Source organism: Azorhizobium sp. AG788 (genome assembly GCF_004364705.1).
Lineage (GTDB): Bacteria > Pseudomonadota > Alphaproteobacteria > Rhizobiales > Xanthobacteraceae > Azorhizobium > Azorhizobium caulinodans.
The window spans coordinates 62,307-82,279 of the sequence record NZ_SOBM01000011.1; the positions used below are offsets into that span (position 1 = coordinate 62,307).

At 65.3% G+C, this 19,973-nt stretch carries 15 protein-coding genes; 5 read left to right on the top strand and 10 right to left on the bottom strand.

Annotated features, from left to right (window positions below; genetic code table 11):
• Positions 1-79 precede the first annotated feature (79 nt).
• Positions 80-970: an AraC family transcriptional regulator gene (locus DFO45_RS23410; RefSeq protein ID WP_133866746.1), complete on the top strand. Its 891-nt coding sequence runs from the start codon at positions 80-82 to the stop codon at positions 968-970.
• Positions 971-1,042: 72 nt separating this feature from the next.
• Here DFO45_RS23410 and DFO45_RS23415 read toward each other — a convergent pair whose 3' ends face one another.
• From DFO45_RS23415 to DFO45_RS23425, 3 genes are all read right to left on the bottom strand, one after another.
• Complete coding sequence (locus DFO45_RS23415) at positions 1,043-1,885, bottom strand: alpha/beta hydrolase (protein ID WP_012169874.1); 843 nt, start codon at positions 1,883-1,885, stop codon at positions 1,043-1,045.
• Positions 1,886-2,438: 553 nt separating this feature from the next.
• Positions 2,439-4,067, bottom strand: coding sequence for a Na+/H+ antiporter (locus DFO45_RS23420; RefSeq protein ID WP_133866747.1), 1,629 nt, complete (start codon positions 4,065-4,067; stop codon positions 2,439-2,441).
• 239 nt (positions 4,068-4,306) lie between these two features.
• Entirely contained in the window at positions 4,307-5,440 is a 1,134-nt protein-coding gene (locus tag DFO45_RS23425; RefSeq protein ID WP_133866748.1) for a cupin domain-containing protein, read from the bottom strand.
• 451 nt (positions 5,441-5,891) lie between these two features.
• Here DFO45_RS23425 and DFO45_RS23430 point away from each other — a divergent pair, with 451 nt between their 5' ends.
• The 4 genes from DFO45_RS23430 (at position 5,892) to DFO45_RS23445 (ending at position 9,357) form a co-directional block, all read left to right on the top strand.
• Complete coding sequence (locus tag DFO45_RS23430; protein ID WP_166657237.1) at positions 5,892-6,656, top strand: YoaK family protein; 765 nt, start codon at positions 5,892-5,894, stop codon at positions 6,654-6,656.
• 66 nt (positions 6,657-6,722) lie between these two features.
• On the top strand, positions 6,723-7,283 hold the full coding sequence (locus DFO45_RS23435; protein ID WP_081434115.1) for a redoxin domain-containing protein: 561 nt from the start codon (positions 6,723-6,725) through the stop codon (positions 7,281-7,283).
• Positions 7,280-7,810 (top strand): DsbA family protein, encoded by a 531-nt coding sequence (locus DFO45_RS23440; RefSeq protein WP_133866750.1) that lies wholly within the window; start codon positions 7,280-7,282, stop codon positions 7,808-7,810. The genes DFO45_RS23435 and DFO45_RS23440 overlap by 4 nt, the downstream gene beginning before the upstream one ends.
• A gap of 488 nt (positions 7,811-8,298) precedes the next feature.
• A complete protein-coding gene (locus DFO45_RS23445; protein ID WP_133866751.1) occupies positions 8,299-9,357 on the top strand; it encodes a flagellin in 1,059 nt (352 codons plus the stop codon).
• Positions 9,358-9,634: 277 nt separating this feature from the next.
• Here the strand turns inward: DFO45_RS23445 and cydB are convergent, their stop codons facing one another.
• The 7 genes from cydB to DFO45_RS23480 form a co-directional block, all read right to left on the bottom strand.
• Positions 9,635-10,618, bottom strand: a complete 984-nt coding sequence (cydB, locus tag DFO45_RS23450) for a cytochrome d ubiquinol oxidase subunit II (protein ID WP_133866752.1) — start codon at positions 10,616-10,618, stop codon at positions 9,635-9,637.
• A gap of 2 nt (positions 10,619-10,620) precedes the next feature.
• Entirely contained in the window at positions 10,621-12,033 is a 1,413-nt protein-coding gene (locus DFO45_RS23455; RefSeq protein WP_133866753.1) for a cytochrome ubiquinol oxidase subunit I, read from the bottom strand.
• A 62-nt stretch (positions 12,034-12,095) separates the two neighbouring features.
• Positions 12,096-13,832 (bottom strand): ubiquinone-dependent pyruvate dehydrogenase, encoded by a 1,737-nt coding sequence (gene poxB, locus DFO45_RS23460; protein ID WP_133866754.1) that lies wholly within the window; start codon positions 13,830-13,832, stop codon positions 12,096-12,098.
• 272 nt (positions 13,833-14,104) lie between these two features.
• Positions 14,105-16,405 (bottom strand): FdhF/YdeP family oxidoreductase, encoded by a 2,301-nt coding sequence (locus DFO45_RS23465; RefSeq protein WP_133866755.1) that lies wholly within the window; start codon positions 16,403-16,405, stop codon positions 14,105-14,107.
• 188 nt (positions 16,406-16,593) lie between these two features.
• Positions 16,594-17,538: an HlyD family secretion protein gene (locus tag DFO45_RS23470; protein WP_133866756.1), complete on the bottom strand. Its 945-nt coding sequence runs from the start codon at positions 17,536-17,538 to the stop codon at positions 16,594-16,596.
• A gap of 63 nt (positions 17,539-17,601) precedes the next feature.
• A complete protein-coding gene (locus DFO45_RS23475; RefSeq protein WP_012169886.1) occupies positions 17,602-17,808 on the bottom strand; it encodes a DUF1656 domain-containing protein in 207 nt (68 codons plus the stop codon).
• Positions 17,809-17,817: 9 nt separating this feature from the next.
• Entirely contained in the window at positions 17,818-19,875 is a 2,058-nt protein-coding gene (locus DFO45_RS23480) for an FUSC family protein (RefSeq protein ID WP_133866757.1), read from the bottom strand.
• Positions 19,876-19,973 lie beyond the last annotated feature (98 nt).

Genomic DNA, 19,973 nt, shown 5'->3' on the forward strand with positions numbered 1-19,973 from the left:
ACATCCTTGCCCGGCGAAGTCTCAGGCCCCACAATGGACGGCCAGGCGAGCTGGTGCCCTGCAGATCGAGGAGTCGAACATGGCGGGTGTGCACGAGTTTGGCCGCATGAAATTCCCGAGGGGCGAGGTGCTGGCGAGTTCCGCGCGGCGGAACTGGACGTGCATGGCCGCCGAGATCCGAAACCATCCGGCCGGGGAGATTCCGCCTCCTGTTCCGCAGCAGATGGAGGTCACGCTCGCCCTGCGCGGATCGGATGCCGGGCGCGTGGAGCGCCGGGGAAACGGTGAATTCCAGGATACAGCGGCCCGCGCGGGGACGCTCTGGCTGTGCCCGATCGGCGTGGTCGAGGATTCGATCCGCATTACCCAGGATCTCGGCAGCATTCTGCACATGTACATTGGGCATGAGATATTCAGGGATATATCGGCTTCAGTGTCGCGTGCCGTCTCGCCGGAGAACATCTCCTACCGCGCGGACATCGACGACGACTTCCTGAGGCAGGTGGGCTACCGGATCAACGCTGAACTGGAAGAGGAGACGTCCGTCGGCCGCTTCCTGGTGGATAGCCTTGCCCGGTCCATGGCCGCCCATCTCGTCACCACATACGCAGACGCCTCGCTCCCGCACCGGCAGAGCCCGATCGTCGAGCATGCCAAGATGCGCCGGGTGATCGACTACATAAACGACAATCTGGCGTCCGAGATTTCGCTGTCGGACCTGTCCGACATCGCGTGCCTCAGCCACCATCATTTTGCGCGGGCGTTTCGATCGGCTGTGGGTGTCCCTCCGCATCGGTTCATCAGCTCACTTCGGTTGCAGCGCGCCCAAGAGATGCTCGCTCACACGCAATCAAGCTTGACGGAAATTGCTTATTCTTGTCGGTTTTCGTCCCAGTCCACCTTCACCCGGGCCTTCCGGCGCCATGTCGGTGTGTCGCCCGGCGAATATCGGCGGAAGGCAGCCGGCTAGAACGGCAGCGCTCTCGGCATTGAAAAAGGGGCGGCGGACCACCGGGGGGAAATGATCCGCCGCCCGCCGGCCTCAGCCCTTCACGAAGGCGAGGAGGTCCGGATTGATGACGTCGGCGTGCGTCGTCAGCATCCCGTGCGGGAAGCCGGGATAGATCTTCAGGGTGCTGTTCTTGATCAGCTTCGCCTGGAGCAGCGCCGCGTCCTTGTAGGGCACCACCTGATCGTCGTCGCCCTGCAGGACCAGGGTCGGGACGGTGATGGCCTTGAGATCGTCGGTCTGGTCGGTCTCGGAGAAGGCCTTGATGCCTTCATACTGGGCGACGGCGCCGCCCATCATGCCCTGGCGCCACCAGTTGAGGATCACGCCCTGCGAGACCTTGGCGTCGGGACGGTTGAAGCCGTAGAACGGGCCCGAAGCCACGTCCATGTAGAACTGCGAGCGATTGGCGGCGAGCGCGCTGCGGAAGCCGTCGAACACCGAGAGCGGCGTGCCTTCGGGATTGTTGGGCGTCTTGAGCATCAGCGGGGGGATGGCGGCGACGAGAACCGCCTTGGCGACCCGGCCCTGCGGCTGGCCGAACTTGGCCACATAGCGCGCGACCTCGCCGCCACCGGTGGAATGGCCGATGTGGACGACGTTCCGCAGGTTCAGATGCTCGACCACCGCAGAGGCGTCGGCCGCATAGCGGTCGATGGTATTGCCGGTGTCGACCTGGGTGGAACGGCCATGGCCGCGACGGTCATGCGCTACCACCCGGTAGCCCTTGGAGAGGAAGAACAGGAGCTGCGCGTCCCAGTCATCCGCCGAGAGCGGCCAGCCATGATGGAAATGGATCGGCTGGGCATCCTTCGGACCCCAGTCCTTGAAGAAGATTTCCGTCCCGTCGGCCGTCTTCACAAAGCCGCTGCTCATCCGAGTCTCTCCATTGGTCTTCGTCGCGCCGGAATTGGCAGTGACGGTGCTTGCGATGGCGCTTGCCGAGAACATCGTGGTCGCCGCAAGGCCGGCGGCCATGCCAACCAGCTCGCGGCGGTTCATCTGAAGGCGCTCCGTCTGAACCGCGACCGGCCCACCGGAATGAATGTTCGACTCGTCTGCGCGTCCGGGAGGGGTTGGGAACATGCCCATGGCCGTGATGTCCTGCTGCCATTGCTTACCTGATCAAGCTAGACAGAACGGCGGGGGCGGAAAATTGTACGGGCATATCACCCCCGTATACGTAGGTTTAGGTCTTCTCTCCGGTTACGTGCCGTCCCGTTTGCACAGAAGAACAATGTGCCAGGGTGTCGGTTCTGACGTCATGACGATCCGATCGTCTCATCCAGAAGTGGTGGGAGACAACGGACTTGGAGTCCGGAGGCGGCAACGGACCTTGCGGCCCGCGAAATGCATTTGCATTACACAAGGTAAGGGGTGAGACGGGCATCCGCGGCGTCTCTTTCTCGGGAGATAATGGCGGCGGCGTTCAGCTCGCCAACCAGGCTTCCTGGCCATCCAGCTCCAGCAGCAGGCGGCGCGCGGCTTCATTGTCGATGAGATGCTCGGCCACCATCACCGCGATCTCGGCCCGCTGCGCGTGAAGGCCGGCCAGCCGGAGACGCCGTTCGGCGGTGCCGCGCAGCTCTGCGGCGCTCCGGTCGCTGTCCGATGCGCTCAGCCGCTCCACCTGCCGGCGATAGGACGACAGGACTGCGGCGGACGCCTCCTGCCAGAGCAGCGGTTCGCCGTTCACTTCGTCGCCCTGTTCCTGCGCCATCCGCTCCACTGCGGCGATCGCGGCCTGTGCCGTGCGCAGCCGTGCCGCGTGCTGTTCGGCGTCCTCGTCCTCGGCTGCCGCCGCTAGCTGCCCCGCGAGCAGGGGCAGTGCGATATTTGCGACGATGAGCGAGGTCAGGATGACACCAGCGGCAATGGCGATGACAAGATCGCGGGCGGGGAAGGGGAGGCCGCCGGGCAGCGTCATGGGCAGGGCAAGCGCGGCAGCGAGCGTGACCGCTCCGCGCACGCCGGAGAATGTCATCGCGAGGGCCGTCAGCACGCGCACTTTTGTGCCGGCCGCGTCCCGTTGCTGGCGCTCGTGCCAGGCCACCATGGCGCCCACCCACAGCAGACGCACCAGCGTCAGCGCCGTGGCGGCCGCGGCGATATAGAGCCCCAGCCGAAGAGCGGGCAGGTGCCCCCCAAGCGCGATGCTCGCGAGTGCCTTCTCGACGATGCCGGGCAATTGCTCTCCCAGAAGGACGAAAATGACCCCGTTGAGCGTGAATTCCAGTGTCTCCCAGATGGCCGCCCGGCGGAGCCGCGTGACCGGGAGAGCGTTGCCGCCCAGTTCCCACCGCCCCATGGCGACGCCAGCCGCGACGGCTGCGAGGATGCCGGAAGCGCCGAGTGCGACGGCTGCGTGATAGGCCGCATAGGGGAACAGCAGGCTGATGAGGATCTGCGTTGCCGTAGTTTCTCCAAGGCGCGCGAGGATCGCATTCTTGAGCATCAGGATCATCACGCCGACGCCAGCGCCGATCGCCAGCCCGCCGGCGCCGATCCAGATCATTTCTCCCAGGATGAAAGGGCCGGAGGGAGCGGCCGTCGACCCAAGGACGACAACATAATGCAGACAGATGAGGGCCGAGGCGTCGTTGAGGAGCGCCTCGCCTTCGATGATCCGGCCGGCACGGCGGGACAAGGGCGCCCGCTTCAGCAGGGACGTTCCGGCGATGGCGTCGGTGGGAGAGAGCACGGCCACCAGCGCCAGTGTCGCGACGAGCGGCATATGCGGAATGAGCGCGTGCAGGCCGGGCCCGACACAGAGCACGGTCACCAGAACGAGCCCCACGGCCAGCGAAGCGATGGGTCCGGCTCGCGATATGAGTTCGTGGCCGGAAAACCGCCAGCCATCCACGAAGAGCAGCGGCGGCAGGAAGAGCACGAAGAACAGGTCCGGGTTGATGCTGACGGCATCGATCCCGAGGCGACCCATGGCAGCACCCAGGGCAATCTGCACCAGGGGCGGTGCCACGCACGGCAGCAGCCGGCTGATCCAGTTGCTCATCACCACTGCGATGACCAGGATGAGAACGAGATTGAGTGTCGCCATGATTGTGCCGTGCGCCTGATGGCCGGACGTGCCCCGCCGCCCCAACGTGAGCTGTCAGAAATGGTCGCCGGAGATCCATGGAGGTCAGCCATGTGAAGCCCGCCCACCTGTGCGCCGGACCTTGGTCCGATCTGTGGCAGCGGAGGACGATCAGAACGCGGCCTCCAGGCGCGGCGACATCCGGCCGTTCGGCCACTCTCGGGATGCGCGGTCTTCCCGCGCATCCCTTTGCTGCCGGTTCAGCCCTTTACAACCGCTTGGCGGGTCGCCCGGAGCGACGACAGGAGCGGATCACCCACGTCGAGATGGCCCTCGACGAGATGGCGCGGCGTCAGCGCCAGCCAGTTGTTGAGCGAGACGTCCTTATACTCGCCGGTGTGGAAGACGTTGAGCACGCGCACCGGTTCATCGCCGATGTTCTCGATATAATGCGCGAGCGTCTTGGGCACGTAGCCCACATCGCCCGGCACGAAATCGAAGGTGCGGGCATTGGCCACCGCATCGAACACGGTCATGCGCGCCTTGCCGCTGATGTAATACTGGATCTCGTCCGCGTCCGGATGCCAGTGGATCTCTCGCATGCCGCCGGGTTCCAGATCGATGAACAGCGCCGCGAGGTTGGTGACGGCGAAGCTCTTGGAATCCACCACCTTGGTGGCGCCACCGGGGAACGGAGTCGCGGCGATCTGCGAGGCGCGGAAGACATATCTGTCCGTGAAGGTCACGGCGCCCAGCGCCTTCCGCACGTCCTCGAGCGGCGGCGGCACGGGCTGACGGAAGATGTACTTTTCGTGCGCCGGGATGCCGTCGAAGGCTTCCACGGGAACGCCGAAGTTCTTGGCCAGAACGTCCCTCGGAGTATGGGCGAACAGCTCCGTGACCAGAAGCGTCTGGTTCTCGGAGAAGTTGCCGTCGTTGAAGACGAGGACGAATTCCGTCCCTTCCTCAAGGCCCTGGATGGCATGCGGGAAGCCTGCGGGTGCCAGCCACAGGTCGCCGGGACCTAGGTCCTCGACCAGTGTCTGGCGCTGGTCATCGACGAGATAGAAGCGCACCCGCCCGTTGAGTACATAGGCCCATTCGGCTTCCTTGTGCCAGTGCAGCTCGCGCACCACGCCGGGCGGCAGGCGCATGTTGACCATGGCGAGTTCCTTCAGCGTGCCGAGCTCGCGCTGCGTGACCTCGCGGGCCCAGCCGCCGTCCTCCAGGCGGTTGTGCGCCATGGCGAAGGGGAACTTGAGGTTCGGGATACCCCCGTGGTCGGTGAGGGGCGGGATGAGGATATCCGGGTTCTGGGCTTCGACCTGCGGGTTGCGGGGGCCGACGATATCGGCGCCCATGGTGCCGACGATGGGCTGCTTCAGGATCGTCATCGGGAACTCCTTGCCAATCGACTGGTGTGGTGGGCGGCGGCCCATGCAGGGCCCGATCGTGCCCCGCCGTGTGGTGGCGCAGGGACGCAGCCTTGGATGGTCGGATGCGGCGATGCCCATCTGCGCCAGGACCGCCCTAAGCAGCCGAACAATGACCGGAGTTCAGCGGGCTTCCCAGATGGATGCCCATATAGCCAAGGCATACGCTCGTATGCCGGTGTGAGGGCCGGTCCGAGGCCGGTTCGCCTTGCGTATGATGGCGACGGCCCCCGCCGGGTGCGACCGTCATGAGGTTCGTGCCCGCTGATTTCCGCTCCGCGATGGGGCGCACAGAAGCGGATCCGCGGCATCAGCATGTGCATCCGGTCACCGGCGAACTGTCCGAACCTGTGTCAGGGGGCGTGGCCGCCGGATGCGTATCCTCTGGCTACGTAAGGCTCGGATGACGGACATGACGTCGAATATCTCTCCTCAGACAACGGCGCGGTCACAGGCCGGAGCCGGAAAGCGGGTCACGCCGGTTCGCAGCGACGCCGGCCTCGATCGCGCGACACCGCGTCATCCCTTGACCTTCGCCCTGACGCTCACGGGTCTCGCCGGCTTCCTCGATGCCGCGGCCTATGTCCGGTTCGATCACCTCTATGTGTCCTTCATGAGCGGAAACAGCACCCATCTGGGCATGACGCTCGCGGATGGGGCCGTTCCGGACATGCTGGTCATCCTCGGTGTGGTGGGCGCCTTCGTCGCGGGCGCAGCCGCCGGCACCAGAATCGCGGATCACGCCAGCTCGGGTCTCGTCCCGCGGGTGCTTGTCCTTGAAGTTGCATTGCTGGTCATGGCCCTCGGTGCTTCGCTCGCCTCCTGGTCGCTCATCTGTCTGATGAGTGTCGCGTTCACCATGGGCCTTCAGAACGTTCTGCATCAGGCGGTGGGCGGTGTGGATGTCGGCAAGGGGTTTGTCACCGGCATGCTGTTCCGCCTCGGCCAGTCGATCGCACGTGTGCCGGAGGGGCGGGCGACGCTGGCCAGCGCCCTGATGTCGCTGCTGAATTGGTTGGCTTTCATCGCCGGTGCCGCGACGGGGGCCCTGGTGGTTCGCCGGCTGGGATTTACTCCATGCCTCGGCGCAGCGGTGGCCCTGATCGCCGTCATGCTCCTGATGGCGCGAGCCGCAGATCGAAAGCGGAGCGGATCTGCTTCGCCCGTCCAAACCTAGGTATGGCCCCGATACGCCAAGAGCCAATTCACCGCTGCCGGCATCGCCTCGACAATGCGGGTGTCAATGCGCCGCCTCGACCGGAGCCGGAGCATTGTCGCGACAAGGAGCGGCACAATGACAGAGCAGTCCGTCCCCCCAACCGGGGCCTTACCGGCTGGCGTGCAGGCGCCAGATTTCACCCTTTCCGCGACGCCGGACCAGACCTTGTCCCTCTCCGAGATGAGAGGCCACCCGGTCATTCTCGCCTTCTATCCGGCGGACTGGAGCCCGGTCTGCGGCGATGAGATGAGCCTGCTCAACGCGGTTCTGCCTGAGTTCCACCGTCTGGGCGCTCAGCTCGTCGGCATTTCGGCGGATGGTGTCTGGTGCCATGCGGCCTTTGCGGCCGAACGCAAGCTGCATTTCCCGCTGCTGGCCGACTTCGAGCCAAAGGGCGAGGTCGCCCGACGCTATGGCGTGTATCGTGTGCAGGACGGCGTTGCAGATCGCGCGCTGTTCGTGATCGACGCCGAGGGTGTCATCCGCTGGTCCTATGTGTCGCCGCTCGGCATCAATCCTGGCGCGGACGGAATTCTCGAGGCGCTGGAGAAGCTGAGCGTTCGCACGGAAGGAGCGGTGTCATGAGCCGGCCCATCCCCCCTCTGGCGGCCGACGACCATATTCTGGGCACTCCCAGCTTCTCCGTTACGCTGGTCGAATATGGCGATTACCAATGCCCCTATTGCGGCGAGGCCTATCCGGTCCTCAAGGCTGTGCAGCGGGCCATGGACGCGGACCTTCGCTTCGTGTTCCGGAACTTCCCGCTCGTCGAAGTACACGCTCATGCTCTGCGTGCCGCCCAGTTCGCCGAGGCCGCCGCCGAAGCGGGCCTGTTCTGGGAAGCGCACGACATGCTTTACGAGAATCAGGATGCCCTCGGCGACCGCCACCTTGAGGCCTATGCTGATCAATTGGGGATCGACCGGGCCATCCTGGCGGCCGCGTTCGAAGGGCGTCACGACGAGAAGATCCAGCGGGACTTCCTCGGCGGCGTGCGGGGCGGCGTGAACGGCACGCCGAGCCTGTTCATCAATGGCCAACTCTATGAAGGGCCGCCGGAACCGGAAAGCCTCATCTCTGTGCTCCGGCGGGCGGCGACGACGCGCGCGTAGCTCGTCTCCAGAGTTCGCTGCGCGCTCGCGACAGGGCAGGCGGCTGGTCTTCAGGCCGCCCGCCGCCACCGCTTCATGTGGCGTGGCGGATGGAACGACGGGCGGCCGCAGCAATCGGTATCCTTTGGTGCCGAGAGCAGCGGCGGCGCATCTCCGCTGTAGGATAATACAGATGTCTTCCGGTTGATCGTCATTCCTGAACGGTCATTAAGTCATTTGTCGTGAAGATAGATTTTGGCCTTCTCGTCAATCGGTGGTTGTGTATTCGGCAATTTGAATTTTTTGAGCTGTTCTCGTGCAGAACGTCTGGCGTTCCGCGAAACGATCCGCTAGTGTCTCTGCGTAATAGCAGATTGATCGCCCGCTCATCGGGCGGCGAGGTCCGACCTCAGGATCTCTGGATCAAAGGCATGATGCCGCTTCTGCTATGCCGGTGAGAACCCGGTATGTCCCTACATCATGTTCATTCCAATGATGGGACATCAGTCATGACCAGCATCATCACCAACAATGCCGCCAGCGTCGCCCTCGCGACCCTGCGCTCCATCAACGACAGCCTCAACACCACCAACGACCGCGTCTCCACCGGCAAGAAGATCAATTCTGCCGCTGATGGCGCCGCCTACTGGAACATCTCCACCACCCTGACGTCGGACAACGGCGCGCTCGGCGCGGTGAAGGATGCCATCAACCTCGATCTGGCCTCGGTGAAGACGACCAACACCGGCGTCACCCAGATCATGAACAGCCTGAACACCATCAAGCAGGCTCTCGTCAGCGCCCAGTCCTCCACGGCTGATCGCACCTCCCTGCAGAAGAACATCGCCAACGCCGTCTCCGACATCAAGTCGGCGGCTTCCTCGGCGGTGGTGAACGGCGCCAACTGGCTCTCGGTCGACAGCTCGGCCACGGGCTTCAACGCCAACAAGAGCCTGCTCGCGAACTTCTCGCGCACCAGCGGCGTCGTGTCGGTCGGCTCCACCACGCTCGATACCGGCGCCTTCGCCGTCTATGACGCGAAGACCAACGGTACGGCGACGGGCACCAGCTCCACGATCGACAAGGCCGTGACCGCGGTTGCCACCAGCGCGTCCGTCGCCGGCGGTCTGACCGTCGCCGTCGGCACCAACGCCGGCAACCTCAAGGGCTTCATGGACACCACCTACTCGATCAGCGGTTCCGTCGGCGGGACCACGGTCGCGGCGTTCACGGCGTCCATCGCCGACATCGACATCTCCGCTCTCACCAGCAGCGACGTCGACCTGGCGAAGCTCTCTTCCTACATGAAGATCGTGTCCGCCACGATCGACGGCCTGCAGAACGGTTCGACGGCTCTCGGCACCACCCAGACCCGCCTGACCTCGCAGCAGAGCTTCGCTCAGTCCCTGATCGACATCAACACGTCGTCGATCGGCTCGCTGGTCGATGCCAACATGGAAGAAGAGTCCACGAAGCTGAAGGCCCTGCAGACCCAGCAGCAGCTGGCGGTGCAGTCGCTCTCGATCGCGAACAACTCGACCTCCAACATCATGACCCTCTTCCGTTGAGACTTGAGCCGGCAGCTCGCTGGTCCGCCATCGCGGGCCAGACGCCGCCGGGTGAAGGTCAACGGCCGGGAACAGGTGTGGTGGGTATTTTCCACACTGGCCGGCGCGTAACTGCCGGCGCCCAACGGGCCATGCTCCGCAAGGAGCATGGCCTTTTCTTTTGCAGTTGAGGGCCCGGCAAATGCCCGTGCCCGATACGGCGATCCAAACGAGGCGGCCGCCTCATTCCGGAGCGGCCGCCTTTCTGCTCATAAGCCGGTGGTTGATACGGGGCCGCTCAGTATTCTCCCTCCTCGGTCATCTTTCCGCGAAAGACGAAGTAGACGATCAGCGTATAGGCGAGCGTCACGGGGAGGACGAAGAGGCCCGCCCCCCAGAAGAGGAAGGACAGGGAGGAGGGTGGGGAGGCCGCCTGCCAGATCGTCATTGAGAAGGGCAGCATGTAGGGCAGGAAGGATCCGGCCAGTGTCGTGAACGCGGCAATGAAGATCGTCGCCCCACAGAGGAAAAGGAACCGCTCGTTCCGCCGCCGAACAGACAGCACCAGCCCGGTGAATGCCACGAGGCCCAGGAGCGGGCAGACGAGCAGCGCGGGACGATCAATCCAGCGGTGAAGGACCTGGAGGCGGATCTGGACCGACCAGATGAAGACCACCACCAGGAACACCAGCAGCGCCGCCATCAGCGCCGGCAGGACGCGAAAGCTGAAGTCGCGTAGCGGCCCGGTGGACTTTCCGGCGATCCAGCAACTGCCCATCAAGGCATAGCCGATGCACAGGCCGAGGCCGCAGAACAGGGAGAAGGGGCTCGCCCAGCTCAGCGCATGGCCGGCGTAGAGGCCGTTCTCGATGGGCAGACCCTGCACGATGGCGCCGACCGCGGTGCCCTGCACGAAGGCGGCCACATAGGAGCCAACCACAAAGCCTGCGTCCCAGAGCGGGCGCGAGGTCGTCGCCTTGTAGCGGAACTCGAAGGCCACGCCGCGGAGAATCAGTCCCGCGAGCATGAGGAAGAGCGGCAGATAGAAGGCCGACAGGACGACGGAAAAGACGGCCGGAAAGGCGCCGAACAGGGTGGCGGCGGAAACCACCAGCCAGGTTTCGTTGCCGTCCCACACGGGCGAGATCGAACCCAGCATGCGGCGGCGCTCGGCTTCGCCGGGCGCGAACGGAAAGAGCATTCCGACGCCGAGATCGAAGCCATCCAGCAGGATGTACAGGAGGATGGAAATCCCCAGAACAAAGGCCCAGAACTCGACCATGGTCATTCTCCGGTCTTGGCGGCGCCCGAAACGCCCGGGCTGGCGCCCGGAATGGACAGGGGGCGCTTGGGATTGGTGCCGTAGAGTGAAAGTGCGGCGGCGGGGATCGGGCCGGCCCGCAGGAGCCGGTAGATGTAGAGGACGCCGAACCCGAAGATGAGCGCATAGACGGCGGCGACCAGGGCGAAGGTTGTCGCGACCTCCTGCGACGTCAGGAACGGTGTTGCGGCCTCCGCAGTCCGAAGCTGGCCATAGACCACCCAGGGCTGCCGGCCGACCTCTGCGGTGAACCACCCGGTCAGGGTCGCGATGAACCCAAGCGGAAATGACAGGAATGTCGCGACGAGGAAGAGCCGCGCTTTGAGCAGGCGCTCGCTGAAGCTGAGCCACGATCCGATCCAGGCGAGCGCCAGCATCACGAGGCCGCAGCCGACCATGATCCGGAACGCGAAGAACGGGATGGCGACGGGCGGGCGATCCTGCGGCGCGAAGCTCTTGATGCCCAGTTCCTTCGATGTGAGGCTCATGGAGCCGATCACGCTGCCGAGATAAGGCACGGAGATCTCGAAGAGATTGCGCTCATTCTCGGGGTCCGGCCAGGCGACGAGAATTTCGCTCGCCGGCTGCTGATCGTTCCAGCGTCCCTCGATGGCCGCGAACTTCGCGGGCTGCTTGTCGTGGACGAAATCGCCCACGAGATGGCCGAACCCGAGCTGGACGGGCACCAGGATGGCCGCCAGCCGCAGGCCCATGACCGCCATCGCGCGGCCCTCCTGTACGGCCGTGCCGCGGAGCATGTACCATGCGCCCGTGGCGGCCACGCAGAAGGCGGACGTCACATAGGCCGCGATGATCATGTGCGGGAAGCGCGTCCAGACGGCCCGGTTGAAGATGATGGCGGACCAGTCCGTGGGCACGAAGACGCCTTCCGGCGTCAGGCTGAAGCCGGTCGGGTACTGCATCCAGCTGTTGTTCACCATGATCCAGAAGGCCGACAGGCTGGTGCCGAGCGACACCATCAGACAGGCGCCGAGATAGGCCCAGCGTGGCACCCGGTCCCGTCCGAACATCAGCACGCCGAAGAACGCCGCCTCGAGCGCGAAGGCGGTGAAGCTCTCATAGCCCAGTAGCGGTCCCTGGATCGGGCCGGTGCGGCGCGAGAGCTCGCTCCAGTTGGTTCCGAACTGGAAGGCCATGACGATGCCGGAGACCACGCCGAGGCCGAAGGCCACGGCGAAGATCTTCAGCCAGAAATCCGACAGCCGGCGATAGATGCGCTCGCCGGTGAAGAGATGGCACGCCTCCAGAAAGGTGAGCCATGCTGCAAGACCGATGGTGAAGGCCGGAAAGATGATGTGGAAGGAGATTGTGAACGCGAACTGGATTCGCGACAGCAGAAGGGGGGTGAGTTCCATGGGAGTATCCCGCGTTCTGAGGAACCGGCACGAGCAGGGGCGATGCGAGGAGCCGGTCGGGCTCAGCGCGGCAGCAGGTTGGTGCTGGCGAGGTCGATCACCTCTGTGCCGTGCCCGCTGAGGACGGCACGCAGCATCCAGAGGCCGAAGCCCTTCGCCTGCTCGACCCCGATGGTCGGCGGCATGGACAGTTCCTGCGTCGCGGTGACCACATCGAGCACCGCCGGGCCGTCATGGGCCAGCACCTGGTCGATGGCGGCGGGAAGCTCGCCGGGGTCCTCCACCCGCACGCCGAGGATGCCCATGGCATTGGCCATGGCCGCGAAATCCGGGTTCTGGAGATCGGTGCCCAGCTCCACGAAGCCTGCCGCCTTCATCTCCAGCGCCACGAAGCCGAGCACGCCATTGTTGAAGATGACCGTCTTCACCGGGAGCTTTTCCTGCACCAGCGTGACCAGATCGCCCATCAGCATGGTGAAGCCGCCATCGCCCGACAGCGAGATGACCTGCCGATCGGGATGGGAGGCCTGGATGCCGATGGCCTGCGGCAGGGCATTCGCCATGGAGCCGTGCGCCAGCGACCCCACGAGGCGGCGTTTGCCGTTCATTTCGAGATAACGCGCGGCCCAGATGGTGGGCGTTCCCACATCGAAGGTGAAAGCTGCGTCCGAGGCGGCGCGCTCGCTGATCAGCCGTGTGAGATACTGCGGATGGATCGGCTTGCTGCCGGGCTTGCCCTGCGCCAACGCATCGAGGCCCTTGCGGGCGTGCTTGTAACGCGTGACGCTGTCATCGAGGTGCAGGCGGTCGGCCTTGGCGGTCAGGCGCGGCATGAGGGCAGTGATCGTCGCGGCCACATCACCGACCACGCCGAGATCAAGCTTGCAGCGCCGCCCGAGATGCTCTGGCCGGATGTCCACCTGAGCGATCTTGATGCCCGTCGGCAGGAACTGCTTATAGGGGAAGTCGGTGCCGAGCATCAGCAGCACGTCGCAGGCGTGCATGGCTTCGTAGCCGGACGAGAAGCCGATGAAGCCCGTCATGCCCACATCATAGGGATTGTCGTATTCCACGTGCTCCTTGCCGCCAAGCGCGTGGACCATGGGGCTCTTGAGCGCCTCCGCGAGTTGCATGAGCTGGGGGTGGGCACCCGCGCAGCCCCGGCCGCAGAACAGCGTGACGCGCTCGGCGCCGTTCAGCAGATCGGCGAGGGCATCGAGTTCGCTCTCGGCGGGCACCACCACCGGCGCTGCGGGAACGAGGCCCCGGCGCTCGGAGATCGGGCGGTCCGGCGCCGGCTTCAGCGCAACGTCGCCGGGAATGACTACAACCGCCACGCCGCGTTGGCCGACGGCGGCGCGGATGGCATTCTCCAGCACGAACGGCATCTGGGCGGGATCGGAGACGAGTTCGCAATAGACGCTGCATTCCTGGAAGAGGTTCTGCGGGTGGGTCTCCTGGAAGTAGCCGCCGCCGATCTCGGCGGACGGGATCTGGGCGGCGATGGCGAGGACTGGCGTCCGGCTCCGCTGCGCATCGAAGAGGCCGTTGATCAGGTGCAGATTGCCCGGACCACAGGAGCCGGCGCACACCGCGAGCTGTCCGGTGATCTGCGACTCTCCGGCCGCCGCAAAGGCCGCAACCTCCTCGTGCCTGACATGCACCCATCGCATCTTCCCGGTCGTGCGCAGGGCCTCCGTCAGGCCGTTGAGGCTGTCGCCCACCACGCCATAGATACGCTCGACGCCCGCTTCGCCGAGCGTGTCTACGATAAGTTCCGCAACGTTCCGAGAGAACATGGCCATCTCCTTCCAAGTGAATGCCAAGAAACGAGGCTCGGGAAAGATAGAAGGCGTCGTTCGTCTGCGCTGCCAGACATCGCGCTATCGGCGGCATACGTTTGGATAGTGCCGGCGCGCAACGTATGGATTCGTTTTGCTCGCCAGAGGTGGGTGTGGTTATAAAATACCGACAGATCGTCGTGCGCCGACTTGCGGAGTGCTGAGCGACGGCGCATCGGGCGGCGATCCGGCAAAGGATCGCCCGCGTCCGCGCGCCGCCGCATCCGACCTCACTGAACGGCGGGCGTGGCCGTGGATTTCACGAGACGGACCGGCACACCCTTTGAGGCCGGCGTGAAGCTCTGGGGATCGTGCGCATAGAGCGGCACCAGAGGATTTGTCTCGGGGTAATAGGCGGCGCACCCGCCTTCGGGGAAGGCATAGGGCACCACGCGGAAGGCCCGCACGGCCCGTTCGACCCCGTCCTGCGAGACCGTGACGATATCGACCCGGTCGTCGGCCTTGAGCCCGCGCCTGTCCATCTCCGCTTGGCTGAGAAAAATCACGTCGCGCTGGCCATAGACGCCGCGATAGCGGTCGGAGAGGGAATACAGCGTGGTGTTGTACTGGTCATGGCTGCGCACGGTGGTGAGCCACAGAACATCCTCCTCGCTCACCTGCGGATCTTCGCAGAGTCCGTCGCAGACGAGGAAGTTCGCCTTGCCGGTTGCCGTGGCCCAGATGCGCTCGCGGGCGAGCGAAGTGAGGTGGAAGCCGCCCGGCTCGCGAATGCGGGCATTGTAACCCTGGAAGATGGGGAACACCGCCTCGATCTCCTCGCGGATCCGCGCATAGTCTTCGGTAAGTGCCTCCCAGTTCACCTTCGAGCGGTGGCCCAGCGTGGCACGGGCCATGCCGGCGATGATGGCGGGCTCGCTCTTCAGGTTTTCGGATGCGGGCAGATTGTGGCCGGTGGAGGCGTGGACCATCGACATGGAGTCCTCCACTGTCACTGATTGCGGGCCGCTCGCCTGCATATCGATCTCGGTTCGGCCGAGGCAGGGGAGGATGAGCGCATCGCGTCCATGGACGAGATGGCTCCGGTTGAGCTTGGTGGCGATGTGGACGGTGAGGTCGAGCCCGCGCATGGCCTGCTGGGTCAGCTGCCAGTCCGGGATGGCGGCGGCGAAATTGCCGCCGAGGCCGATGAAGACCTTGGTCTCGCCCCGCACCATGGCCTCAAGCGCGGTCACCACATTGTGGCCGTCGGCTTTCGGGGGCGAGAAGCCGTAGCGCGCTTCGATGGCATCGAGCAGCGCCCGGCTCGGCGTTTCGGTGATCCCGACGGTGCGATCACCCTGCACGTTGGAGTGGCCGCGCACGGGGCAGATGCCCGCGCCCTCGCGGCCGACATTCCCCCGCAACAGCGCCAGATTGGCAATCTGCTGCACATTCTGCGTGCCGTGGCGGTGTTGGGTGATGCCCATTCCATAGACGAGGATGGCCCGCTCCGCCTTCATATAGGCCTGTGCGGCGATCTCGATCTCCGTGCGCGAAATGCCGCTCTTGCGCTCGACGTCGCTCCAGGAGGTCGCGTTGAGGTCCGCAACGAGCGCCTCGATCCCGGCGGTGTGGCCCTTGATGAAATCCCAGTCGAGGACGGGAGCCGACTCGCGTGCGCGGGCCTCTTCGTCCGCGGCGAGGAGGCATTTCATCAGCCCCTTGATGAGCGCGACGTCGCCGCCGACCTTCACCTGATAGAGCCGCGACGAGATGGGCGTCGAGGAGAGGGTGGCCATCTCCACCGGGCTCTGCGGCGCCTGGAAGCGCTCCAGCGCCCGCTCACGGAAGGGATTGAAGGACATGATGGTGGCGCCGCGGCGCGAGGCGTTGCGCAGTTCCGTCATCATGCGCGGCGAATTGGTGCCGGGATTTTGCCCGAAGATGAAGATGCAGTCGGCGCGGGCGAAGTCCTCCAGCAGCACCGTTCCCTTGCCCACTCCGATGGATTGGGGCAGGCCGACGCTGGTGGCCTCGTGGCACATGTTCGAGCAGTCTGGGAAATTGTTGGTACCGTATTCGCGGGCGAAAAGCTGGTAGAGAAAGGCCGCCTCGTTGGAGGCGCGTCCTGACGTGTAGAACTCCGCCATGTTCGGATCGGGCAGGGCGTTGAGGTGCGCGCCGACCAGGGCGAAGGCCTCATCCCAGCTCACCGGCAGGTAGCGATCGCTCATGTCGTCATAGCGCATGGGGTGCGTCAGGCGTCCCTCCATCTCCAGCTCGTAATCGTTGAGGGCCGAGAGCTCGCTGACCGTATGGCTTTCGAAGAAGGCGGGCGTGCAGCGCCGGGTCGTCATCTCCCAGGCCACCGCCTTGCCGCCATTCTCGCAATATTCGAACGGCGACGTGTGCTTCGGGTCGGCCCACCCGCAGCCGGGACAATCGAAGCCGCCCGGCTGGTTCATGCGGGCGAGCGTCGCCATGCCGTGCACGGCGACGTGCTGCTCGACCAGCGCGGTGCCCATTGCCTTGAGAGCCCCCCAGCCGCCGGCGGGCTGGTGATAGGGACGGATGGTCTTGGCGACGCCCATGGATTGCTCCTGCCGATGTGGATACACAAGGGGCTGAGAGACCGGTCGGATGGACTGACGTCCAGGTGTTGGACCGACGATCAGCAGTTCATGGATGAACTATGGTGCGTTCGGCTGGAAATTGAATCAGATCGACAGATGCACCCGCCATACATGGGTATGCGCGGGCAGAGCGGCGCACAGGCCGCTCATCGGTGCGCCGATTGAGCAGGCGCGGCGGCGCTCGTGGGCGCGGTGCCGTCAAGGATGGTGATGCTTGCGGTGAGCCCCGCCGACAGGACGACGGACGGCGGGACGTCATCAAGCACGACGCGGACCGGCACGCGCTGCGCGAGGCGCACCCAGGTGAAGACGGGATTGACGGTGGCGAGGCCCGATCCATCCGGCTGAGCGTTGGGGACGGCAATGCCGCGGCCGATGCCTGTCACGTGTCCGCTAAGGCGCTCCGGATAGGCCATCAGCGCCACCGCCGCCGGGTCGCCCACATGGATGGCGTTGAGCAGCGTTTCCTCGAAATAGCCGTCCACCCAGAAGCTGTCGCTGTCTACGACCGAGAGCGCCCGCTGGCCGGTTGTGGCGAAGTCGCCGACCTGGGTGAGCAGGTTCGTGACATAGCCGTTCACCGGCGAGACGATGCGGGTCCGGCTGAGGTCGAGTTTGGCCTTGTCGCGATCCGCGAGGGCCTGCTGATAGGCGGCGAGCGCCATGTTGGCGGTCGCCGCGAAGCTCTGCTTTTCCTCGTCGGAGACGGCCAGGGCGCTGAGGTGCAGCCGGCGCTCCGCCTCGGCCTGCTTGTTCTCGAGGTCCGCCTTGGCGCGGGCGACATTGGCCTCCGCATTGGCAAGGGCGATCTGATAGTCATCGGGTTCGATCACCATCAGCAGGTCTCCCTTGTGGACGAACTGGTCGGCCTTCACCGGCAGTTCGACGATGCGGCCGGAGACCTGCGGCGCGACCGTGACCACATAGGCCCGCACCGTGCCGTCGCGGGTCCAGGGCGTGGACATGTAGGTGTCCCACATCCTCCAGCCAAGCCCGCAGGCGAGGGCGGCGGCGATCAGCGTCGCCAGCACCCGCAGGATCTGGCCGATATACGATTTCTGGTTCCCGGCAGGCATGTCGATGGCGGTCATGGTGGGCTCCCACGGCGAGGATTCAGGCAGGATGGATGGGCTGCTTCGTACGCGGGGCGGCGGTCACGGACGGCCCCCGTAGGCGATCACGATGAGCGAGAGGACGATGATGTAGAGGCAGAGGTTGAAGAGGCCCGGATGCCACACGCGGCGTGAGAGGCCGATGCGCTCGCCGAGCATGTTCAGCGGCATCATGACTGCCCAAGCCAGCAGCAGCATTACCGCGAAGGGCGCGACATAGATGCCGAGGATGTTGATCTCCGAGAACATGGAAGCCTCTCATTGGCCGGAAGGGGGCGTCCGCCCGGGAGCAAGCATGGCGAGGAGCGCGCCGTTGGTCCTGATCGCATCGGCGAGCACCGCCATCTCAGTCTGAACGTCGACAGGCAGAGCATTTGACGCGGTGGAAGACGTGTCGGTGCCGATCTGGCGTTCCACGATCTCCAGACACTCCAGGGCGACGGATGGCTGGCCTTCCGCAAGCGCCGTGAACGCGGTCACCAACGCACGAGCGCCCTCGCCGGAGGTCACCGCGGCGCGCAGCCGATGGACGGCATGCCCTATCGCCAGCAGCGCCAGCAGGGCACCGTGCTGCTCAAGCGTGGCCTGCGCAGGGATGCTCTCGAGCCGCCGGCTGAGCAGGGCGCGCCAATGCCGCTCATCGTGTCGGTCCTGGTCGAGGAGCAGGCGGCGAAGATCGCGCGCCGAGAGGCTGATGAGCCGGCGCGCGCGCCGCTCCGGTCCGAGCGGCGGCAGAATGACGAAGAAGAGCGTTCCGACCGCGCTGCCGGTGAGGATGGCCAGAGCGATGTTGAAATATCCCGCCGGATCATACGCTACGGGGTTGCCGATCCCCAGCAGCGGGAGAGACGCGATCGACATGGCGAGGAACAGCACGCTGTGCCAGGTGCCGACCTGCATCATGCCGAGCGGGACATAGAGGAGGAACAGCAGGCCCATGAGGGCCGGGAAGGTGGAAAGCGTCGGCAGCACGTAGAAATAGATCACGCTGCCCAGAACCGACATCACGGCGACACCGATGGTGTAATCCGCCGCCCGCGCCCGTGCCTCTTCCGCGAAGGAGGCGAAGATCAACGTCGAGATGACGGCGAAGGCGATGGCAAAGGGACCGGTCGGCCAGGCCGAGGCGACCCAGAAAAGCGCCACCGTCACCACCGAAAGAAAGGCCCGCGCACCCGCAAGCCAGGCCGGCAGACTGTCGGCGATGACGAGCGGCTGGGATTGCGGTGGCAGACGCCCGCCCGCCCCGGTGCGCAGGAGCGTGATTGCCTGCATGAACTGCGCAAGACAGATCGCCACCTTGTGGGCGGCGTCCACCAGAAGGCGGGCGGACAGGACGTCCTTCGCGCTCTCCGGACGCTGGGTCTCGATTTCCGCGATGATGTCTCGAACGGCATCGGCGTCCGAGCCGTACCGCTCGGCGGCCGCGGGATTGATCCGGGAGATGCGGGCGGCCAGCGCCTGCTGGATGGAAGGAGCGTCACTGCCATCGGGGAACGGGTGATGGCTGACATTGCGCCAGCCAACGAGCGCGTCGATGAGCGAGGCGATGGCGATCCGGAAATTGCCCCGGCGCGCATAGAGGGGGCCGGATTCCCCCGTGGCGGCGTCGATCGCGATGTGGAGCGGTGTCAGGGTCTTCACCACATTGCGCCGTGCGGCCTGCATGTCGGGCGTCTCGCCTTCGGTGGCGAGGGTATCGAGGAAGCCGGTGCGCAACTGCTGGGCGATGCGCTCCATCAGGCTGGCGAGGGCGAGCCGCGCCGTGCCGGGATCGGTGATGAGCAGGACGGCTGCGGCGGCGAGGATGCCGATGCAGATCTCGCTGACACGCGTGATGCCGAGAAAGAAAGCGGAGGTCGGGTCCGAAATGCTGTCGGCGAAGAGGATGGCGGCGGTGATGCCCGACAGGCCCGCCGCATAGGCCGCGGAATTGCGCAGAAGCACCACCGCAAAACCGCACAGGCCGCACCAGAGTGCGAGGCAGAGGAGGAGGGCGATGCGCTGCTGCGGAAACAGCGCCAGCAGGCAGACGAGCGCCAACGCGCCTATGGCCGTGCCAAGCGCCCGGAACCGCCCCTTCTGGAGCGAGGCGCCAAGGTTCGGCTGGCAGACGATGGCGGCCGTGGTGGCGGCCCAGAACGGATTGGGCAGTTCGAGATAATAGGTGACGTAAAGAGCGAGGCACACGGAAGCTGCAAGGCGCAGCCCGAAGAGCAGCCGGGGAACAAGGGGCAGCAGAGCAGCAACGGCCGCACGCGCATCTGGGCGAGCGGGACGTTCTGCGATGCTGCGAATTTCACTATCCGCGCTCATGGCCGCCGTCGGGTCTGATACCGGGAGGCCTTGAAGATAAACGCGCAGCCAACAGGCGAAATTATACGTCCAATCCGCCGATTAGAACCTTGGTTTGT